Consider the following 16562-nt stretch of genomic DNA (forward strand, 5'->3'; position numbering starts at 1 on the left):
GGTTCGCTGGGCCGGACAGCCGAGTTCGCGCTAATTTCCGGGCATGTCAGCGATTCGGCAAGCGCAACAGGTCTTCGACGCGGGCGTCCTCTCGCTCGGTCTGATGGTCGACGGCCAGCAAGCCGCGAAGAATCTCGAGTACGCCAAGGTCGCCTTCCGCCGGGCGACCGAGCTCGATCCCGACATGTGCGACGCCTGGCTCGGGCGCGTCGCCGCCGGGGACGCCACCCAGGAAGTGCTACGCCAGTTACACCGCACCTCGACGACTTCGCATCTGCGTGAGCAGCGCCGGCTCGGTCTGCCGCCGCGGCAACTGGCCGGCCGGTTCCAGATCGGCCAGTACATCGACTATCCGATCGCCAGCCTCACCGAGATCTGGCTCGCCCGGGCGATGCACCTCGTCGAGGATCGGGATTTCGATGCGGCCGAACGCGTTCTCGACGAGCTGGACGAGCGTCGCAGGCAGCTGACCGAGGATCCCGACCGTGCCGTCGACGACAAGGTCTGCGCCTACGCGCGCGGCGTGCTCTATTTCACCGGTCAACTGTGGCCGGAGGTGATGGGCGTGCTGGCCGGGTCGGCCGACTGGCAGGACCAATACATGGCGGCCGGGGCGCACGTCATGGTCGGCACCGCCTGCGCCCACCTCGGCCTCTTCGGCGAGGCGACCCGCCGGCTGGAATTGGCCGAGCGCGGCCCGATTCCGGCGGCCCGGACCGCGGCCATGTACTGCCGCGGGCTGGCGTTGCGCGAGCAAGGCCACGAGGACGAGGCGCGGGCGTTGTTCGAGACCGTCTACACGCAGGTCCCCGGGTTCGCCTCCAACGCCACCGCGATGCGCGATCCCAAGTTCCGGATCATGGTGACCACCAAGGAACAGATCGAATCACGCACCGACCGTTGGGATCCGGCGTCGGCGCCGTCGCTGGCGGAGGCGGCCGAAGAGGAACAGCATCACAGGGCCGAGGTGATCCTCGCCGCCGCCCGCGCGGAATTGGCGGCGCAGATCGGCCTCGGTGCGGTCAAGGTGCAGGTCGCCAAGCTGCAGTCCTCGGCGATGATGGCCAAGATCAGGGCCGAGAAGGGCCTCAACAGCATGCCCCGCGGCCAGCATCTCGCCTTCACCGGCCCGCCCGGCACCGGCAAGACCACCATCGCCAGGGTGGTGGCCAAGATCTACTGCGGGCTCGGGTTGCTCGAGACCGACAAGGTCGTGGAGGCCAAACGGTCCGATTTCGTTGGCCAGCACCTGGGTTCGACCGCGATCAAATCCAACCAGCTGATCGATTCGGCCATGGACGGTGTGCTGTTCGTCGACGAGGCCTACACCCTGATCCAGGCGGGACTGTCCGGTGGTGACGCCTTCGGGCGCGAGGCCGTCGACACCCTGCTGGCGCGGATGGAGAACGATCGCGACCGCCTGGTCGTCATCATCGCAGGCTACGACGGCGAGATCGACCGCTTCCTGGCCAGCAACGACGGCCTGTCCTCCCGCTTCGCCAAGCGCGTGAAGTTCGACTCCTACTCGCCCGGCGAACTCTGCGAGATAGCCCAATTCATCGCCGCCAAACGCGATTCCGCCGTAGCCGACGAGGCGGTCGAACTGTTGCGCGAGTCGTGCGCGACGCTCTACGCCACCGAAGGCACCGACCAGAGCGGCCTGCCCCGCCGCGGCGTCGACCTCGCCGGCAACGGCCGATTCATCCGAAACGTCATCGAAAGCGCAGAGGAAGAGCGCGAATACCGCCTAGCCATGGACGACAGCCTCGACCACCGCGCCCTCGACGAAGAAACCCTGATGCGCATCGAGGCCGACGATATGCGCAAGGCACTGGAAGTGGTGCTCTCGACCCTCATGCCCTGAGTGCGAATACAACTGGGAGTCGAAGCCTCTCGCCCAGCAGGCCCGAACTATCCGACACCAGTCGGGACCCCGTCTCACCGCGGCCAGGTTCGCGCCGGTCATGTCTGCGCATTTTAGGGCGGCGCCGGATCGGACCTTCACAATTAGGGTCGGCGGCGCGCTGGCTTCTTCGCCGCCGATCGATGGTGGGTGCGGCGGTGGGACAGCGATGTGGTCTTGGTGATTGAGGCGTCCTCGCCGAGGAATCGCTGGCAGTCGGCGAGGTTGCGTTCGAGCAGGGCGATGGCATCGGTTATCCGGCCGGCGCTTTCGTAGGCGTGGGCGAGGCTGTTGCGCGAGCCCAGGGTTGAAGGATCGCTCGGCCCACGCATCCGCTCGTGATCGAGCACGTCCTTTTCGAATAGTTCGACAGCTCTGCCGATCTGGTTCGCGTTGAGATAGGCAAAAGCGAGGCTCGTTCGCGCGAACATGGTCTCGTAGTTGTCCGAGCCGTGTATGCGTTCGCTGTCGTTGAGCAGCCGCCTGTACAGCCTGATCGCAGGGCGGTGTTGGCGGCTCATGTCGAAGGCAAAACCGAGGCTGGCGTAGGCGGACAGGGTGCTGCGATCGTCACGGCCTCTGGCTCGTTCGGTGGCGGAGGCGATCTTTTCGAACATGTCTATCGCTGCGAAGGTTCGGTCTTCCCGGAGATGTCCGTAGGCCAGCTTGCGCGGACCGTGGTCGAAGAAGCCGTCGAGATCTGCGTGATCCGCGATCCACGAATCCGGGACGTCGCTGCCGAGAATCCGGGCGAGCAGAACCATGAGGGCGATGTTGGTGAAGATGGCCACCACGACGAGTCCCGCGCCGAAGTTGTTGTCACTGAGGACCGGAAACAGGCCCCAGACCGCAGCCGACCATCAGCACCGGTTCGTGCGCCAGCACGTCCAAAGTTCCTGCAGCGGCGATGAACAGCAGCCAGATCACCGGCAGGACCAGCACGCCGACATAGACAGCGCCCGAAAGCGGATGCTCCGTTCGGACTCTGTCCGGAGCTGCTTCAACTCCGCATCACGGGCGGCGATGTCCTCGCGCAACTGGGCGATCACCTGCTCGAGCTTCGTCAGATCCGCATGTGTCGGTGGCCGTTTCGCTGCCCGGTTCCTGTGTTCTCGGCAGGCGCGATCGGCTGCGGCGTACAGCGCGTTGACCTCCCGGCGGACCGTCTGCGAATTGGGGCCGCCGCGCTGTGTGTAGAGGAGCACGAACGCCTCGACCAGCTCCGGGCTCGGTGGGCGTGGATTGTCGCTACGAGGATTCAACTGGGCCGACACCAGCCGGGCACTCACCACCCACCGGCCATCGGCAGTCCGATCGTGCAGTTTGGGGACGCCGCCGGGCTCGACCAACGCCGCAGCCTCGCGATGCTGGAAGCCGGCCTCGACCGAAAGCTCCAACAGCCGGATCAACAGCTCCTACAACGCAGTCGGGTAACCCTTGCGCCGGACTTGGTCCAGCTTCTTCGGGCTCGGTGTCTTACCCATTCCGTCCTCGCCGGTCCGCTCCACTGGTTTCCGGACCGACCCTGCTCGGCCCACCGTGAAGGGTGTCGCCACCGCCGGTGGCGGCATCTTCTACCCAGCAGCGAAGCTGCGGCGGCCACGACCCAATCCCGCACCGCCACAACCTCGCCCGGGCTCTCTCAATAGGAGAACCGCACGTCGAGCATGAAGCATTACCGCAACCCTCGAAAGACCCCGCAGCCCGCCCAACCACCGCTGACCTGCTGGGGATTTCTCGACCGGCTCTTCGGCAGCTCTCACCGCTTCCGCCGGCGGCAGGGGCCGGACCGGTGTGTTCGCCGCGCACGGCCCGGGGGCGACGGGCTGGGCTGTCGATACGGTCGGCGAATGTGCGGAATCAGAACCGGTCTCGACGCGATCCTGATTCAATTGATCCGGAGATTCGCCTTGGAAGACCGACTACGAGATCAGTGTGGCGTGACCGGTGGTGGATGGACATCCGGTGGCGCCCTGTTCACACGGTGAGGACGCACCCATGGCTGAATTCGATGGCACGTATCCGATCGTCACCACGCCGCCCGGCGGCGGTTCCGCGCTGAAGCCCCGCACCCCAATCCGAACCGTTGTGGATGAGACTGCCCGACGAGACGTGATTCCTCCTGGGTGGTGAATCACGTCTCCTGGGGCTGCTGCTCACACTCTGCACCGTGCGAACAGGAGCTTCTATGTGTCGAGGCGCGGGTCGCTGCTCGCGGGCGACCTGTCGTCCGGCTTCCATTGGAAAAGCGCGGGCTCCAACCAGTCTGGCCCAGTCCGCGTCACCGATTCCGCGTGGCCAGCGCAACGAGCTACAGGAGGAAGCGATGACCGTAACCGACGCGCAGCTCAAGCAAGTGACCGTGCCTTTATCGGAGATGCAGAAGCCTGCCGAGCGAAGCTCGGTCGCCCCGTACACGGTGTACAACGACACCGATCGCCACGTCTCGGTCTTCCTGCAAGAGGGGGAAGCGGGCAACCCGGTAAGCATCATCACGCTGGCCCCCGGCGAAACCAGCAGCTCCTTCGATCGCGGAACCTACGCGGCCATCATGGACGTAGGTTCCGGCCACCAGCAGCAAATCCTGTGGTGGCCGGACGACCGGTCCGAGTTCACCTACTGGTTCAGCTGGAGTGGAGGAGTGGCGGGGGGCCGGCGGAACAGAGTGAGTGACTTCACCGGTTGATTGATAGGGATGCGGGATCGGCGAGAACCTCGCATTCGAGTGCTCGGTATCGTCGAGCCGATCCCGACTCCCCGACCGTCCCGATCGTCTGAACGGCACGCGAAACCTGGTGTCGAAGAATCAGTCCCGGCCGCAGGCATGCCACCACCACTGCTGATCAAGCCATTATCGTGTCCGGCCGGGGTCTGGTAGCTCAACGCGGAATGTTCTCGCCGGTGGTTGTATTCGTTCTTCCAGCCGCTGATTACGACGCGAGCCCGGGTGAGTGGGACCCGAAGCTGCTGATGTTGAGGTATTTCGTCGCGCAGTCCGCCGTTGAACGATTCGCTGGAGCCGTGCGCCAAGCGATCAAGAACTGAGGAGGATGACAAAATGCACAAGCTCTGCATATCTGAGATGCCTTCCCGTGACGAGCTGCAAAACCCGTCAGAGGCCGTGAAGAAGTACATCCCTGCCTCTGACGGAGGCCACGATGACACATCCGGTCTATTCGGATTAGCGGTAATGCAGGCTGCCGTTGAGGCGGAAGAAAACGGCTCAGGAGACGACGTGAAATGCTTCGACATATTCAGTAGCCAGTTGCCAACCTATGTGAGTAAGTGGGGCTTGAAACTGAATGTGCACAGCTGTGGCGTCTACAATATAGCGGGCCAGCCCTCGAGTGTTGACCATGGAGATACGTCTTCGATCTATTGGGTGATGCAGAAGTTCAGCGACAGGCCGCGTACCTACGACGCGATCGCCCTGCCGTCCGATGCACCTAAACCCGCCGATTCGCTTATCAATCAATACAATGACTGGTCCCAGTCCGCTGGTTGGACAGCAGACCAGGCAACAAGCGACTCGACGCGTTTCTCCGCGTTCGTAGAAAAGATGTCCGGCAGTTTGAATACATCTGGTGACGCGCTTGGTGGAACCGCATTTGTGTACTACAACACAAACGGCGGAATGGTATCTTCTGTGCAGGAGGAGTGCGAGATGTTGTGGAGCATCGCGCCATTTGGTTCTGAAGCCGGCCATCACTACGAATGCGTCACTGCGCTTCCGAAATGAGCAAGTCGCCCGGCACGGCTTCCACGAGATAGCAGGCGGCTCGCGCCGGCACAGACCAGGCAGGCGACGAAGGCCGTAACTGCCCAGGGCGGGCCCACCAGCCGAGCGAATCGAGCGGCCAGCGGTTCGACCGGATCCGGCCCATCAGATCCATGGTCAACCGCCCAATTCGGCGAAGCTGAACGCTGGGCCCGCATGTCTGGTGGACCGAGGTCTGGACTCGCCTCCACGGCTTGCGGTCCAGGATGATCTGTCCCCGCTGCGGACCAGGCCCGCGAATCCGCGTCACCGCTTCAACTCTGTCTCTGTTCGGATGAAACTTCTATTCGACAAGGAGCGGCACATGACTGCACAATCCACGACGAGCAACGAGGCGACCCTGCAAGACAAGGTCACATTCCAGCTGTCGCTGTATGCGAACTTGATCAACGGCGAGGAAAACGACGGCAACCTGGAGCACCTGCTCCAGCAGCGGATCCAGGACCATCTCGACATCAACCGGGGGTCATCGGGGGATGGGAGATCGTCTGGGGCCCAGGGATCGAAGTGTTCACCACCGACCTGTACGCGCTCAACGTCCTGTACATGGTGCGAAGCACCGACGACCCCTCCCGGTACGTGATCGCCGTGGCCGGCAGCACAAACGGACCGTTCGACTGGCTCGTCGAGAACTTCCTGATCGGCCAGATCCCGTGGCTCGCCCATCCCGCCGCCCGCTACACGACCGGCGCGGCCATCGGGGTGAACATCCTCACGAAGATCACCCCCTCCGGCGACCGCCCCGGCGCCGGTCGCACCTTATACGCGTTTCTGGGCGCGCTCGATCACACCGATATCGACCTGACCGTCACCGGCCACAGCCTCGCTGGTGTCCTGTCACCCACACTGGCCCTGTTGCTCCGCGACACCCAGCAACTGTGGGACCCATCCGAGAAAGCCAGGGTCAGCGTGCTGTCCACCGCCGGACCGAGTTTCGGCAATCCCGAATTCGTCGCCTATACCACCCAACGCCTGCAGCGGGTGCGGCGCTACGCCAACAGCCTCGACGTCATCCCGAACGTCTGGAACCCCGACGATATCGATCGCGCCAAGACCTTCTACTCCGACAACAACCTGCCCGCTCCTTGGCCCGGACTGTTCGACCTGATCAAACAGGCGTCCAACTCGGGCCAGTATGCACACCTCGACTCCACCAACGGCGTATTCCAAGGCACGTTCAACCCCACGGTGACCGACTACCCGGTCAGCCATATATCGGTCGCGTGTGGACCGGGACGTGGTGGGCGGTCGCTGCTGCGCGGCCCGCCGGGGACCGCGATCACGTCGTGGGGCCGTCTCGGAGCAGGTCGCGCGTCGTAGACCGCAGCGAGAGTGGCCATGCGTTTACGGTGAGGCTTCTCTCCCGAGGCCAGCCGGGTCCGGAATGCTGCGCTCGCGCGGTCGGCGGCGCGGCGGGTGGCTTCACGAAGTGCTTCTGGCCGCATGACGATGCCCTTGCCGTCGACCGAAACCACCAGCAACGTGTCCGCGGCGGCTGGTGCCGGAACTTTCCTCGCGTAGAAGTCATCGATATCGACCGCGGCGGCAGCCACGAGTCCTTCGAGTTGCCGTTTGCCGGCCACCGGACCGCACCATCGTGTGATCGCCGATCGCGTTGTGTCATAGGAAGATCGCACTGCTTCCAGCACCGCCTGACGGCGCAGGCCATAACTGTGACGACCAGAGGGCAACGACAGGGTCGCATCAGCAGGATAGAGATTGCGCTGCCCAGGCATGCGCAGGGCGCAGCGGCGGACCGTCACCGGTCCGAGCACCGTCGCCAGCTGCCGAGTATGGCCGTGCTCCAGGCGATTTCGCCCGGAGATCGGGCCGGCCAGATGCCGCTCGGTCATCTCGGCTTCCTCGCGCGCCGCGCGCAGATCGAGATGGTCCTGCAGCAACTGCCGTAACACCTCCCGGCCTCGCTCATGCACCAGATCCTCGAGCTGATGGTGCGCAATCGTCGTGGTCGCCGGACCCGCGAGGTCGGCGACCAAGGTCTCGAACGATTTTCTCGACTCGTCAAAGGGGTCAGCAATCGCGCCCGTGCCGTAGCGTGTCACCGGGCTCTTCTTTCCGGAGTTTCTGTTGAGTGGCATCTTCGAAACTACGGGGAAGAGCCCGTCAATAACGCTATGTACCAACCTTATTCAATGATCGCGAACAGCCCGGGAGTCTGCTCGTCCAGCCAGCCCCGCGCGACCAGGCGCTTGAGTTTCGAGCGCAGCCCTTCGACTTTCGCCGGTGCGATCTCGAGCCCGAGTGCGGCGGCGATGTGCCCGGCCCGCAGCGGACGTCCGGCGTCGGTGAGCACTTCCACAACATCTTGGTAGTCCTGCGGCAGCACCAACACATCCATTCCCGGCCCGTGCTGCGGCACCAGCACCACCCCGATCGGCGAGCCGCTCACGGCCTCCGGCTCTGGTTCCGGCGAATCGCTGCCGGTACCGCCCGATTCCACCGGCTCGTCGAGATCACTTGTCGCACCGAGAATCTCGATCATCGTCTCCCGCGTGACCTGCAACTTCGACAACAGCCGCTCCTCGACAGCCAGTTGCTCGGTCAACTCCGAGATCCTCTCCCGCAGCCCCTCGGCCCGCTTCCGGGCATCGGCTTCCCGCCGCCCGAGTTCTTCCAACCACGACCCCATCGCCGCCTCCGAACCCCCGACCCGACGATAAGCCGAACCACGCCCACCACAACAGACCCAAACCTGTTACCGCAGTTCAGAGGCTCCCTGTGAAAGTGCTACTCCCATTGGGGATAGTCCTGGCCAACATGATCAAACTTGGCTACGCTACATTGCAGCAGGACTCTCAATCTACCGCTGCTACGGCGAACCCGAGTTCAACAATCGTGTTCGGAACGTCAGTACGATGCTCGCGTAAGGTCCCCGGGGCGTGAATGCTCGGGTCGGCAGCACTGGCAGCTATGCAGTGTCGCCCGATGGCAGCCCTGCCTGGAATAGTTCAGCCTCTCTTCAAACATCGTCTCATCTCGCTGTGGCACCTCACCCTGTGTAGCACCTCACTCGCAGACAAGGAGTCAGTCATGACCGAGATCAGTCAGTCCCAGCTACGCCAAGAGGCCGTGGAGATCGCGCTGTGGCAGATGCCTTGCCCCAAACCGGACGCCGCCACGAAGTCCGTGCTCTCGCAGTTCGACTCTGGGAGCCAGGACCTGGCGGTGGGCAACAGCGCGGTGGACGACGGCAGCTCGATGCCCGACCTGGGGCCTCTGCAGAGCTTCAACACGTGGGGGGACGTCGCCGCCACTATCGTGAACAAGGCTTATAGCATCAGCAACTTCAACCCAGCCATCACGGACTACGACCCGGTCGCTTGGGCCAACTTCCTCTATAAGTTCTCCACGATGCCGTTCTTCCAGGGGGGAACATTCTATGCTGACAACCGTACAGCGGGCATCTCGTCGCTCTCTCTGGAGAAGGGCGTCGATGCGGTGAGTGACCTGGTCCTGAGCATCGTGACGTCGACGGAATTCGATGAAATCGTGACGACCATCAAGAAAGTTGGCCAGCTGGCGTTCCAGAACAAAGGGACGCAGGAGAAGCAGACCAAACAGCAGACCGGGCTTCTGTCGTGCAATGGCGGCAAACTCTACCTCGGAGCCGTCCGGACCGAGGTAAATATGAAGTACACGGAGGGCAAGGGTGGGTACTCGCAGCTGACACAGGACCTCACAGTCTACAGAGGCTACGGCGTGCTCGACTTCGATAAGTGCAAGCGCAGCGCCAGCTACCTGCTCGACTGGGATGGCCTGGACGTGTCTGGTTGGGTGGGCGGGACGGCCAGCGCCTCGATGCCGCCCAATAATAGCCCCGCTTGGAACCAGTAAGTCGGTTCGAGGTCCGTTCTGCAATCGACCCACCGGACTCCCCCGGGGCAGGTCCCATGTTCTCCAAAGAAGCGCTGCCTGAGGGCGCGACGGCCTCGACCTTCACCCAGGTCCTTGCCGAAAACCTCGGCCACTCGGACAGTGGCTATACCTTCGTCCGAGAGGACGGGCGCGAAGACTTCGTGAGCTGGTCGGAGCTGTCGCATGAGGCCCTGCTCCGGGGGCGCAGGCTGCTTCGCAGCGGCCTGCGCAAGGGCGAGCGCATCGCGCTCATCGTCCCCGAGGAGCACGAGTTCGTTCTCACCTTCCTGGGCGCGGTCTCGGTGGGCGTCGTCCCGGTCCCCCTGTACCCGCCTATGAGCTTCGGCAAGTTGGAGGCGTACTGCGAGGACGCCGCCGGCATCCTGCGCGCGGCGGGAGCGCGTGTGCTCTTGATGCCCCGGAGCCTGGCGGACCTGCTGGACCCGCTCGTCCGAGCGGTCGAGGGCCTGCAGTCCGTCGTCGCGGAGGAGTTCTTCGCCGAGCCTCTGGTGGGGAGTGCGCCCCAGCCCGAGGCGATCCTCCCGCAGGACGTGATGTTCTTGCAGTTCACTTCGGGGACCACGGCGGCCCCCAAGGGAGTGCGGGTCACGCACGCCAGCGTCCTGGCCAACTGCGCGGCCATCATCGGCGCCCTTGGCCTCGAGCGCGGGCGAGACCGGGGCGTGAGCTGGTTGCCCATGTACCACGACATGGGGTTGGTCGGTTTCGTGCTGGCACCGCTGATCGTGCGCTGCCCGGTGAGCTTCCTGCCGACGCTGCGCTTCGCGCTCTCACCGAGGTTGTGGCTGGAAACGGTGAGCCGTCACCGGGCGACCGTGACCTTCGCGCCCAACTTCGGTCTGGCGCTGGCTGTCAAGCACACCTCGGCGGAGGAGCTCGAGCGGCTGGACCTGTCCTGCTTGAGGGTCGTGGGCTGCGGCGCCGAGCCCATCCACCCGGAGACGCTGCGCTCTTTCGCGGCGCACTTCGCGGCGGCGGGGCTGCGGCCGGGGGCAGTGGTGCCGTGTTATGGCATGGCGGAGGCGACACTCGCGATCTCGTTCAGCGAGATCGGAGTTCCGCTCGCCCTGGATGTCATCCAGGGCGAGCCCTACCACGCGAGCGGCCTCGCGCGGCCCGCCTCGCAGACCGAGGCCCCCGGGGAGCAGGTGGCGTTCGTGCCCTGCGGACGCCCCATCGCGGGTCACCGAATCCTCATCGTGGACGATGCGGGCAATCCGCTCCCGGAGCGGCACATCGGCGAGGTGGTCTTCCAGGGGCCGAGCGTGGCTGCGGGCTACCACGGTGACGCGGAGGCGACCCGGCGGAGCTTCACAGCTCACGGCCTGCGCACCGGGGATTGTGGATACCTGGCGGAAGGCGTCCTCTACGTGACGAGTCGCAAGAAGGACCTGCTGATCATCAATGGGCGCAATCACGACCCCCAGACGGTGGAGTGGGCCGCGGCCGAGGTGCCCGGCCTGCGCAAGGGCAACGTCGCGGCCTTCACCCGGCCAGGCCGGGCTACCGAGGAGGTGGTGATCGTCGCCGAGCTCCGCAGGGGATACGCCGCCACGGTGGCGCGGCAGGTCCGAGGCCACATCCAGGCGAAGCTGTCCCTGCCCGTGGCGGAGATCATCCTGCTGCCGCCGGGGGGGCTGCCCAAGACCTCCAGCGGCAAGGTGAAGCGACGCAAAACACGGCAGCAATATCTCGAGGGACTGTGGAGCGCTCCCCCGGGCCAGCTGGACACCATCCATACACCCACGAGGAGCAGCCATGAACACCCATCTGACCCCCCAAGAGCGAGAGCAGCTGTACTCCCTGATCCGCGAGAAGTTGGACCTCAGCGGCACGGAGTGTCGCGAGGAGATCATGAACACCACCATGGTGAGAGAGCTGCCAGGGGTCGACTCCATGAGACTCCTTAGCCTTCTGGGCTCGGTCGAGCTGGGCTTCCAGGTCAACTTGGGCTTCCAGGCCATCCCCCAGGTGCAGACGGTGCAGGACATCGAGCGGTTGATCTGCGAGTCGCGCGAGCAGTACGCCGCGCACGCATCCTGAGTGCAGGAGGAAGGAGGACCGTGAGCACTCTGATTCGAGAGCAGTTGCGGCGGGAAGCGTTGGAGATCGCCATGTGGGCGGAGGGCAGGCAGGCGCCGCCACAGGAGATGCTGGCGAAGCTCGGGCTGCGGGGCCCCGACGGCTGCGAGCTCGACGACAGCAACCAGGAGACAGGGGTCGGCAATGCCTACGGCTGGGACAACAGTGGGCTGCCCAGCCTAGGACCGCTGGCGTCCTTCGGCTCATGGCAGTCCGTGGCCGCCACCATCCTGCGCAAGACCGAGGACTCCGCAGGCTTCGATCAGTCATCCACGACTTTCGATGTCTTTCAATGGATCATCTTCGCACTCCAGTTCGAAACGATGCCGTTCCTGGTCAACATCACCGGCGACAGCCGCAGTGTGTCCATCTCGTCCCTGTCCCTGTCGCCGGCCATCTCGGCGGTGACCGAGCTGGTCGGAGGGCTGGTGACGGCGGACACGCTCACCGGAATCATCAACTCCCTCAAGAAGATCGGCCAGCTGGCGGTCCAGAACAAGGGGCTGCAGGAGAAGGACAGCAACGTGCAGCAGGGAGTCCTGACCGTGGTGAACGGGGATCTGCGCCTCGGGCTGCTCCGGACCACGGTGCAGATGGAGTACAAGACAGGCAAGGGGTACCAGCAGCTCAATCAGCAGATCACCGTCAGCCGCCTGTTCGGAAGTCTCGACTACGACATGTGCATCCGCAACGCCGAGACACTGCTGGAATGGGACGGGCAGGACGTGAATGGCTGGGTGAATGGCGCCTCCAGCTTTAACTACCCACCCAACACCAGCCCCGCCTGGGGCAGCTGAATCGCTCTGGCCCCAGACCTGGGGGCGGTGGCCAACCCGAGCCACTCCGAGCCAGTGAAGGGCTGGCCGTGCCGGGTCGGGCGGGTGGTGGCCGTCTGGACGACGAAGTCCTCGTCGTCAGTACCGAGGAGGCGGGGACGGCCTCCCGCCCACCCGAAAACCAGGCAGGCCCGGCCGACCTCATCCGACGGTGGATCACGTCCCGCACCGAGTCGTCGTCCGCCTGCACAAGCCGGGCGATGGCCGGCACCACGACACCATCACCGCCTCCGCTACCGACGATAAATGCCCCACAGCCACTGCAACAGCCCTGACCACATTTCGCCAGCTCACAGCATGATCAACCGTCACTGAGAACGAGCTGCACCCATCTGAGATAGTTAGCGATGCGCCTGGTAGTTGGCGAAAGTCCACTACGTCAACGGTGATGCCGGTGTCGGTCAGACCGGGGATAGCGCTGAGGAGTTGGTCCGCAGACAACGCGGGCACGATACCACCGGAAGAGGCGGTCGTCATGGCGATGGTGCCGCCCAAACCGAAAACGGTGACGAGGGGCATCAAGCGTAATCCCCTCCTAGGCAATGGAAATCATGGATTGACAGCGCGGATCTGGGGAGGCACGGTTACCGTGCGCCACGCGGCAATGCCCAACGCAAGATGGAATTCAGTCGATCCAGTAACGGCGGATGAGGGTGCCGTCGGTGTGTGGTTCGACCGATTCTAGTGCACCGCCGCAGGATTCGATTTGTTGTGAACCGACGTTGTCCTCATCACAGGTGATGAGTGCGCGGTCGATACCGAGTGCGCGGGCGATGGTGAGACTGTGACCGAGGATGGCGGTGCCGTATCCGCGGCGTCGGAACTGTGCCAGAACACCGTAGCTGATGTGACCTCTGCGGCGCAGTGAGTCGTTGAGTGTATGCCGGATCGACGTGCGACCTACCACCTGGCCGTCTGCGATGGCCACCAGATACGTGGCGGCGACGATGCCGTCAGGCAGATTCGACGACCCTCGTTGCTGGCCTTCGAGGGTGGACAGGTAGTGCGACCATGCCATGTCTGGGGTCAGTCCCAAGCCGAACGTGAAGTTGTCCTCCGACATCGCCTGATGCGCCGCGCGGACGACTGCCTCGTCCGATGTCCGCAATGGGCGCAGGCGAACCGCCTCCACGGGGATCGGTGTTCGCGAAACAGGTGCCATGAGCCAGCACCGTAGTTGCCGATGTTGTTGTCGTCGACGGATTTTCACGGTGCCGCACCTACCGCCCCGGTGTCGTGATTCGCCTGGTCAGCCATTCTCGGGAGATGCGGGCGTTTTCGGTTTGGTGGACGCGCAGATACGGTGACCGCGCTGGCGCGGGGAGTCGACTGTTGCGGGCCCAGTAGCCCGACAGCGCGCACACGAACGCGGTGATGGCGGCGGGGTTGGCATCAACAGTGGCTGGATGGGTGGCGAGGATGGGGTCGGGGTCGATCCCATTGGCGAGCAGCGATGGCATGAGTGAGACGAGGTCGACCCACGCGGCACCGCTGCATGACAGTTCGTTCGTCCTCTGTGCTGCCCGGTGGGCAGTCATGGCTCGGAGGCTATGCAGTCGAGCTCCGTGGTGACGGTAGGCCTGCTACCGCAGCAACATAACCACTGCGACCGCGGATCGGACGAAATCGTCCTCTTGGAGCGTCTCGGGCACGAGTTGCGCCTGTTGTGCCAGCCCGGTCATCCACGCTGTCAGGATGAGGGCGAGATGGCGTGCCTGGTCGTTGGTTGTGCGGGGTCCGGTGGGGTCTTCGGTGATCGCACGATCGGTCAGCAGCTGTGCGAATCGTGCGTGGTCGCGTGCACTGATCGATTCGCCTAGAACGGAACTGACCGCCGGGTCACGCAAAACCGTACTGAGAAGCTCCATTTCGAATGCGAAAGCCTGGCGCGCCGGCGGCGCGGTGGCGGCGCGGAACCATGCGGCACCGATACCGTGGAGCACCTGCTGCAACGACAGCTCCGGATCCTCCAGATCGGCTGTGGCAGCGATGAGTTCGGCACCGAGCCGGTCCACGACCGCCATGAGCAATTGTTGCTTGCTGCCGAAAATCGAGTAGATCGAGCCGATCGTCATGTCGACGCGGTCGGCGATGTCGTCCAATCGTGCCGCCGTGTAGCCCTTGGCCGCTATCTCGGCGATCGCGGCGTCGATCAAGGACTCCCGCTTTCGTTGACGGGTTTCGGCCCGGGTCAGGCGCATCGGTGTCCTCGTCCTTTCTGCTGAGACCTTGGTTCGGCCGACATTACGGGCCCGCTTACACCGGTCGTTGATCGCGCAACCGTGTCACCGCCGTGAGGACGGATGATGCCTGGATGGTGACCAGTCGATTCAGCGGAACCAGTTCCCCGGGTGCATCACGTTCGATCTCAGCGCACCACCGATCGAAGACAGCGTCGAAACGCGCACTCTCGGCGTGGAGTTCGGGCGATCCGCTGCGGCTCGCCTCCGCACGCAGCAGCCGAGCGAGCGGGCCGGCGATGCGTAATCGCAGCATGGCAGACCAGCCGTACAGCTCGGTGGCGACCTCGGATCGGGTCGCTTGCCGCTCGGGTGCGCGGGCCGCACGCTTGGCCGCGGCCGTGGCTCGTGCCGCGGGAATGGACGCTTCGACCAGGGTCCGGAAGGGATTGGTCCGGCTCAGCAGGTCGCCCGTCCGCGCGAGCACATCGGTTGCGGTGTCGGCGATTTCCTGGGCTGATGCCGCGCACGCATCATTCAATTCGGCCACGGACATCTCGGAGGCGGTGTGGTCGGCCAGGCGTGGGTTGGTCCATAGCGGCAATTCGCTGACCAGGTAGGCGCCACCGTACTGTCTGGCGTAGTGGCCGCTGCTGCCACCGGACAGGGCCCGCGGATCCTCACCACCGGCCTCGATCGCGCCACACATCCGTTCGAAGCTCGGCATCCGAAAGATACCCTCGGCCAGCGACTCCGCACCGGGGGCATCGGGTTCGCCGCGGTACAACGGCAATCCGTTGCCGGTGATGTGCCCGGTGAGCGCGCCCCAGTAGTCACCGTCGCCGCCGGTGACGTAGGCGAATCCGCCGCTGAATTCCGCGTTGTGCAGCGAAGCCACCAGCGCGGGGCGAGTGATGTCGATCAGTGTCATCAGTGCCTGGGTCTCCGGCAACGGCCGGCCGATCGCGGTGCCCCGCGTCGGATCAGGCTGCGGACGGTGATGATCGTGTCCGCGAGGTCGAAGAAGGCGTCGATCACGACGGCGCGGCGCTCGTAGCAGCGGGAGAGGCGGCTGAAGGCGTTCTGCCAGGCGTGGGTGCGCTCGACGTGCCAGCGCCGGCTTGCCGGGATCGGAGCTTTCTCGCCCTTGTGCGCTATCCGGCCGTGCAGCCCGCGTTCGTCGAGGAAGGCGCGGGTCTTGTTCGAGTCGTAGCCAGCGTCCAGGGCACCGTAATGTCATCGGGCAGCGGCCCGAGGTCCGTGAGGCGGTCCAGGGTCGGGGCCAGCAGCGGAGAGTCGTGGCAGTTCGCCCCCGCCAGAACACGGCCGAGCGGGATTCCGTAGCCGTCAGTCATGCCGGAGCGATTCAGGCCCTGTTTTCCCCGGTCGACCGGAGAGCGCCCGGCAACCTCGCCGCCGCCGGGTGCCTTGGTGATCGAGCCATCGATGGCGATCTGATCCAGCATCAGGCCGACGACGCGGTCGTAGGAGTCGAGTGCGATCTGCTTCAACTGGCTGAAGATGCCCAGGCGGATCCACTCGTCGCGACGACTGCGGATGGTGCTGGCCGAGCAGTTGGTGTCAGCGATCGCCTCGTAGGAGCAGCCGAACCGTAGCAACTGCAGGAGCTTGTCGAACACGATCCGGTCACTGATGCGCGGACGGTGACAGCGCAGAGGATGGTCCGGGTGGTAGAGCGGCCGTTCGGGCAGCAACGCCGAGAACTGGCCCCACAGTGGTTCGGTCAGCCATGACGGAAGAACAGGCACAGGTCCTCCCCGGTGATTCGCAGAGCGTCGCGCTGGGGCTGGCAGCGGCGATCGTCTCGACGGCCTGCGTCGACTGAGGCCCTTCCTGAACGTCGCCGCATCATGGTCGCACTCCAG

The 16562-nt window shown here is 64.6% G+C and carries 18 protein-coding genes and 1 pseudogene; 8 read left to right on the forward strand and 11 right to left on the reverse strand.

Features of this window, described 5'->3' with window-relative positions:
* Positions 1 to 43: 43 nt before the first annotated feature.
* Positions 44 to 1864 (forward strand): type VII secretion AAA-ATPase EccA, encoded by a 1821-nt coding sequence (gene eccA, locus ACHQ4I_RS20875; RefSeq protein WP_420773477.1) that lies wholly within the window; start codon positions 44 to 46, stop codon positions 1862 to 1864.
* A gap of 143 nt (positions 1865 to 2007) precedes the next feature.
* On the opposite strand, the gene ACHQ4I_RS20880 is transcribed toward eccA, so the two are convergent.
* The 3 genes from ACHQ4I_RS20880 to ACHQ4I_RS20890 form a co-directional block, all read right to left on the reverse strand.
* Entirely contained in the window at positions 2008 to 2520 is a 513-nt protein-coding gene (locus tag ACHQ4I_RS20880; RefSeq protein ID WP_420773478.1) for a tetratricopeptide repeat protein, read from the reverse strand.
* Positions 2521 to 2722: 202 nt separating this feature from the next.
* The gene (locus ACHQ4I_RS20885; protein WP_420773479.1) at positions 2723 to 2845 is read right to left on the reverse strand and encodes a hypothetical protein; all 123 of its coding nucleotides are present in this window, start codon (positions 2843 to 2845) and stop codon (positions 2723 to 2725) included.
* Positions 2827 to 3312, reverse strand: coding sequence for a hypothetical protein (locus ACHQ4I_RS20890; RefSeq protein WP_420773480.1), 486 nt, complete (start codon positions 3310 to 3312; stop codon positions 2827 to 2829). The genes ACHQ4I_RS20885 and ACHQ4I_RS20890 overlap by 19 nt, the downstream gene beginning before the upstream one ends.
* A 917-nt stretch (positions 3313 to 4229) precedes the next feature.
* Between ACHQ4I_RS20890 and ACHQ4I_RS20895 the strand changes: the two genes are divergently transcribed.
* Positions 4230 to 4589 carry a hypothetical protein gene (locus ACHQ4I_RS20895; RefSeq protein ID WP_420773481.1) on the forward strand — a complete coding sequence of 120 codons (360 nt, stop codon included), beginning with the start codon at positions 4230 to 4232 and terminating at the stop codon, positions 4587 to 4589.
* Here the strand turns inward: ACHQ4I_RS20895 and ACHQ4I_RS20900 are convergent.
* Positions 4520 to 4978 (reverse strand): integrase core domain-containing protein, encoded by a 459-nt coding sequence (locus tag ACHQ4I_RS20900; protein WP_420773482.1) that lies wholly within the window; start codon positions 4976 to 4978, stop codon positions 4520 to 4522. The two genes, ACHQ4I_RS20895 and ACHQ4I_RS20900, sit on opposite strands and share 70 nt — an antisense overlap.
* Here ACHQ4I_RS20900 and ACHQ4I_RS20905 point away from each other — a divergent pair.
* Positions 4905 to 5642, forward strand: a complete 738-nt coding sequence (locus tag ACHQ4I_RS20905) for a hypothetical protein (RefSeq protein WP_420774199.1) — start codon at positions 4905 to 4907, stop codon at positions 5640 to 5642. The genes ACHQ4I_RS20900 and ACHQ4I_RS20905 overlap by 74 nt on opposite strands.
* Positions 5643 to 6188: 546 nt before the next feature.
* Complete coding sequence (locus ACHQ4I_RS20910) at positions 6189 to 7001, forward strand: lipase family protein (RefSeq protein WP_420773483.1); 813 nt, start codon at positions 6189 to 6191, stop codon at positions 6999 to 7001.
* 826 nt (positions 7002 to 7827) lie between these two features.
* On the opposite strand, the gene ACHQ4I_RS20915 is transcribed toward ACHQ4I_RS20910, so the two are convergent.
* A complete protein-coding gene (locus ACHQ4I_RS20915) occupies positions 7828 to 8331 on the reverse strand; it encodes a hypothetical protein (RefSeq protein ID WP_420773484.1) in 504 nt (167 codons plus the stop codon).
* A gap of 401 nt (positions 8332 to 8732) precedes the next feature.
* On the opposite strand from ACHQ4I_RS20915, the gene ACHQ4I_RS20920 reads away from it, so the two are divergent.
* The 4 genes from ACHQ4I_RS20920 to ACHQ4I_RS20935 are packed head-to-tail and all read left to right on the forward strand — an operon-like array spanning position 8733 to position 12457.
* A complete protein-coding gene (locus tag ACHQ4I_RS20920; RefSeq protein WP_420773485.1) occupies positions 8733 to 9536 on the forward strand; it encodes a hypothetical protein in 804 nt (267 codons plus the stop codon).
* Between the two features lie 56 nt (positions 9537 to 9592).
* The gene (locus ACHQ4I_RS20925) at positions 9593 to 11488 is read left to right on the forward strand and encodes a fatty acyl-AMP ligase (protein WP_420773486.1); all 1896 of its coding nucleotides are present in this window, start codon (positions 9593 to 9595) and stop codon (positions 11486 to 11488) included.
* Positions 11475 to 11621, forward strand: coding sequence for a hypothetical protein (locus ACHQ4I_RS20930; protein WP_420773487.1), 147 nt, complete (start codon positions 11475 to 11477; stop codon positions 11619 to 11621). Before ACHQ4I_RS20925 ends, ACHQ4I_RS20930 begins: the two co-directional genes overlap by 14 nt.
* Before the next feature lie 20 nt (positions 11622 to 11641).
* Positions 11642 to 12457 carry a hypothetical protein gene (locus ACHQ4I_RS20935; protein WP_420773488.1) on the forward strand — a complete coding sequence of 272 codons (816 nt, stop codon included), beginning with the start codon at positions 11642 to 11644 and terminating at the stop codon, positions 12455 to 12457.
* A 195-nt stretch (positions 12458 to 12652) separates the two neighbouring features.
* Here the strand turns inward: ACHQ4I_RS20935 and ACHQ4I_RS20940 are convergent, their stop codons facing one another.
* The 6 genes and pseudogenes from ACHQ4I_RS20940 to ACHQ4I_RS20965 form a co-directional block, all read right to left on the reverse strand.
* A complete protein-coding gene (locus ACHQ4I_RS20940; RefSeq protein ID WP_420773489.1) occupies positions 12653 to 13015 on the reverse strand; it encodes an asparaginase domain-containing protein in 363 nt (120 codons plus the stop codon).
* A 106-nt stretch (positions 13016 to 13121) separates the two neighbouring features.
* Positions 13122 to 13658 (reverse strand): GNAT family N-acetyltransferase, encoded by a 537-nt coding sequence (locus tag ACHQ4I_RS20945; protein ID WP_420773490.1) that lies wholly within the window; start codon positions 13656 to 13658, stop codon positions 13122 to 13124.
* A 58-nt stretch (positions 13659 to 13716) separates the two neighbouring features.
* A complete protein-coding gene (locus tag ACHQ4I_RS20950; RefSeq protein WP_420773491.1) occupies positions 13717 to 14034 on the reverse strand; it encodes a hypothetical protein in 318 nt (105 codons plus the stop codon).
* Between the two features lie 45 nt (positions 14035 to 14079).
* The gene (locus ACHQ4I_RS20955; RefSeq protein ID WP_420773492.1) at positions 14080 to 14697 is read right to left on the reverse strand and encodes a TetR/AcrR family transcriptional regulator; all 618 of its coding nucleotides are present in this window, start codon (positions 14695 to 14697) and stop codon (positions 14080 to 14082) included.
* Positions 14698 to 14752: 55 nt separating this feature from the next.
* Positions 14753 to 15607 (reverse strand): hypothetical protein, encoded by an 855-nt coding sequence (locus ACHQ4I_RS20960; RefSeq protein WP_420773493.1) that lies wholly within the window; start codon positions 15605 to 15607, stop codon positions 14753 to 14755.
* A pseudogene (locus tag ACHQ4I_RS20965) lies at positions 15607 to 16445 on the reverse strand (IS5 family transposase). The gene ACHQ4I_RS20960 and the pseudogene ACHQ4I_RS20965 overlap by 1 nt, the downstream one beginning before the upstream one ends.
* Positions 16446 to 16562: the final 117 nt, after the last annotated feature.

Origin of the sequence: Nocardia nepalensis, from assembly GCF_048910785.1 — a bacterium.
GTDB classification, from domain to species: Bacteria; Actinomycetota; Actinomycetes; order Mycobacteriales; family Mycobacteriaceae; genus Nocardia; species Nocardia nepalensis.

Excerpts from the sequence above, each read along its gene's own strand:
- eccA (WP_420773477.1), top strand. The coding sequence starts at position 44 with ATGTCAGCGATTCGGCAAGCGCAACAGGTCTTCGACGCGGGCGTCCTC.
- ACHQ4I_RS20880 (WP_420773478.1), bottom strand. The coding sequence starts at position 2,520 with ATGTTCGAAAAGATCGCCTCCGCCACCGAACGAGCCAGAGGCCGTGAC.
- ACHQ4I_RS20895 (WP_420773481.1), top strand. The coding sequence starts at position 4,230 with ATGACCGTAACCGACGCGCAGCTCAAGCAAGTGACCGTGCCTTTATCG.
- ACHQ4I_RS20900 (WP_420773482.1), bottom strand. The coding sequence starts at position 4,978 with ATGCAGAGCTTGTGCATTTTGTCATCCTCCTCAGTTCTTGATCGCTTG.
- ACHQ4I_RS20915 (WP_420773484.1), bottom strand. The coding sequence starts at position 8,331 with ATGGGGTCGTGGTTGGAAGAACTCGGGCGGCGGGAAGCCGATGCCCGG.
- ACHQ4I_RS20920 (WP_420773485.1), top strand. The coding sequence starts at position 8,733 with ATGACCGAGATCAGTCAGTCCCAGCTACGCCAAGAGGCCGTGGAGATC.
- ACHQ4I_RS20925 (WP_420773486.1), top strand. The coding sequence starts at position 9,593 with ATGTTCTCCAAAGAAGCGCTGCCTGAGGGCGCGACGGCCTCGACCTTC.
- ACHQ4I_RS20930 (WP_420773487.1), top strand. The coding sequence starts at position 11,475 with ATGAGACTCCTTAGCCTTCTGGGCTCGGTCGAGCTGGGCTTCCAGGTC.
- ACHQ4I_RS20940 (WP_420773489.1), bottom strand. The coding sequence starts at position 13,015 with ATGCCCCTCGTCACCGTTTTCGGTTTGGGCGGCACCATCGCCATGACG.
- ACHQ4I_RS20945 (WP_420773490.1), bottom strand. The coding sequence starts at position 13,658 with ATGGCACCTGTTTCGCGAACACCGATCCCCGTGGAGGCGGTTCGCCTG.
- ACHQ4I_RS20950 (WP_420773491.1), bottom strand. The coding sequence starts at position 14,034 with ATGACTGCCCACCGGGCAGCACAGAGGACGAACGAACTGTCATGCAGC.
- ACHQ4I_RS20955 (WP_420773492.1), bottom strand. The coding sequence starts at position 14,697 with ATGCGCCTGACCCGGGCCGAAACCCGTCAACGAAAGCGGGAGTCCTTG.
- ACHQ4I_RS20960 (WP_420773493.1), bottom strand. The coding sequence starts at position 15,607 with ATGACACTGATCGACATCACTCGCCCCGCGCTGGTGGCTTCGCTGCAC.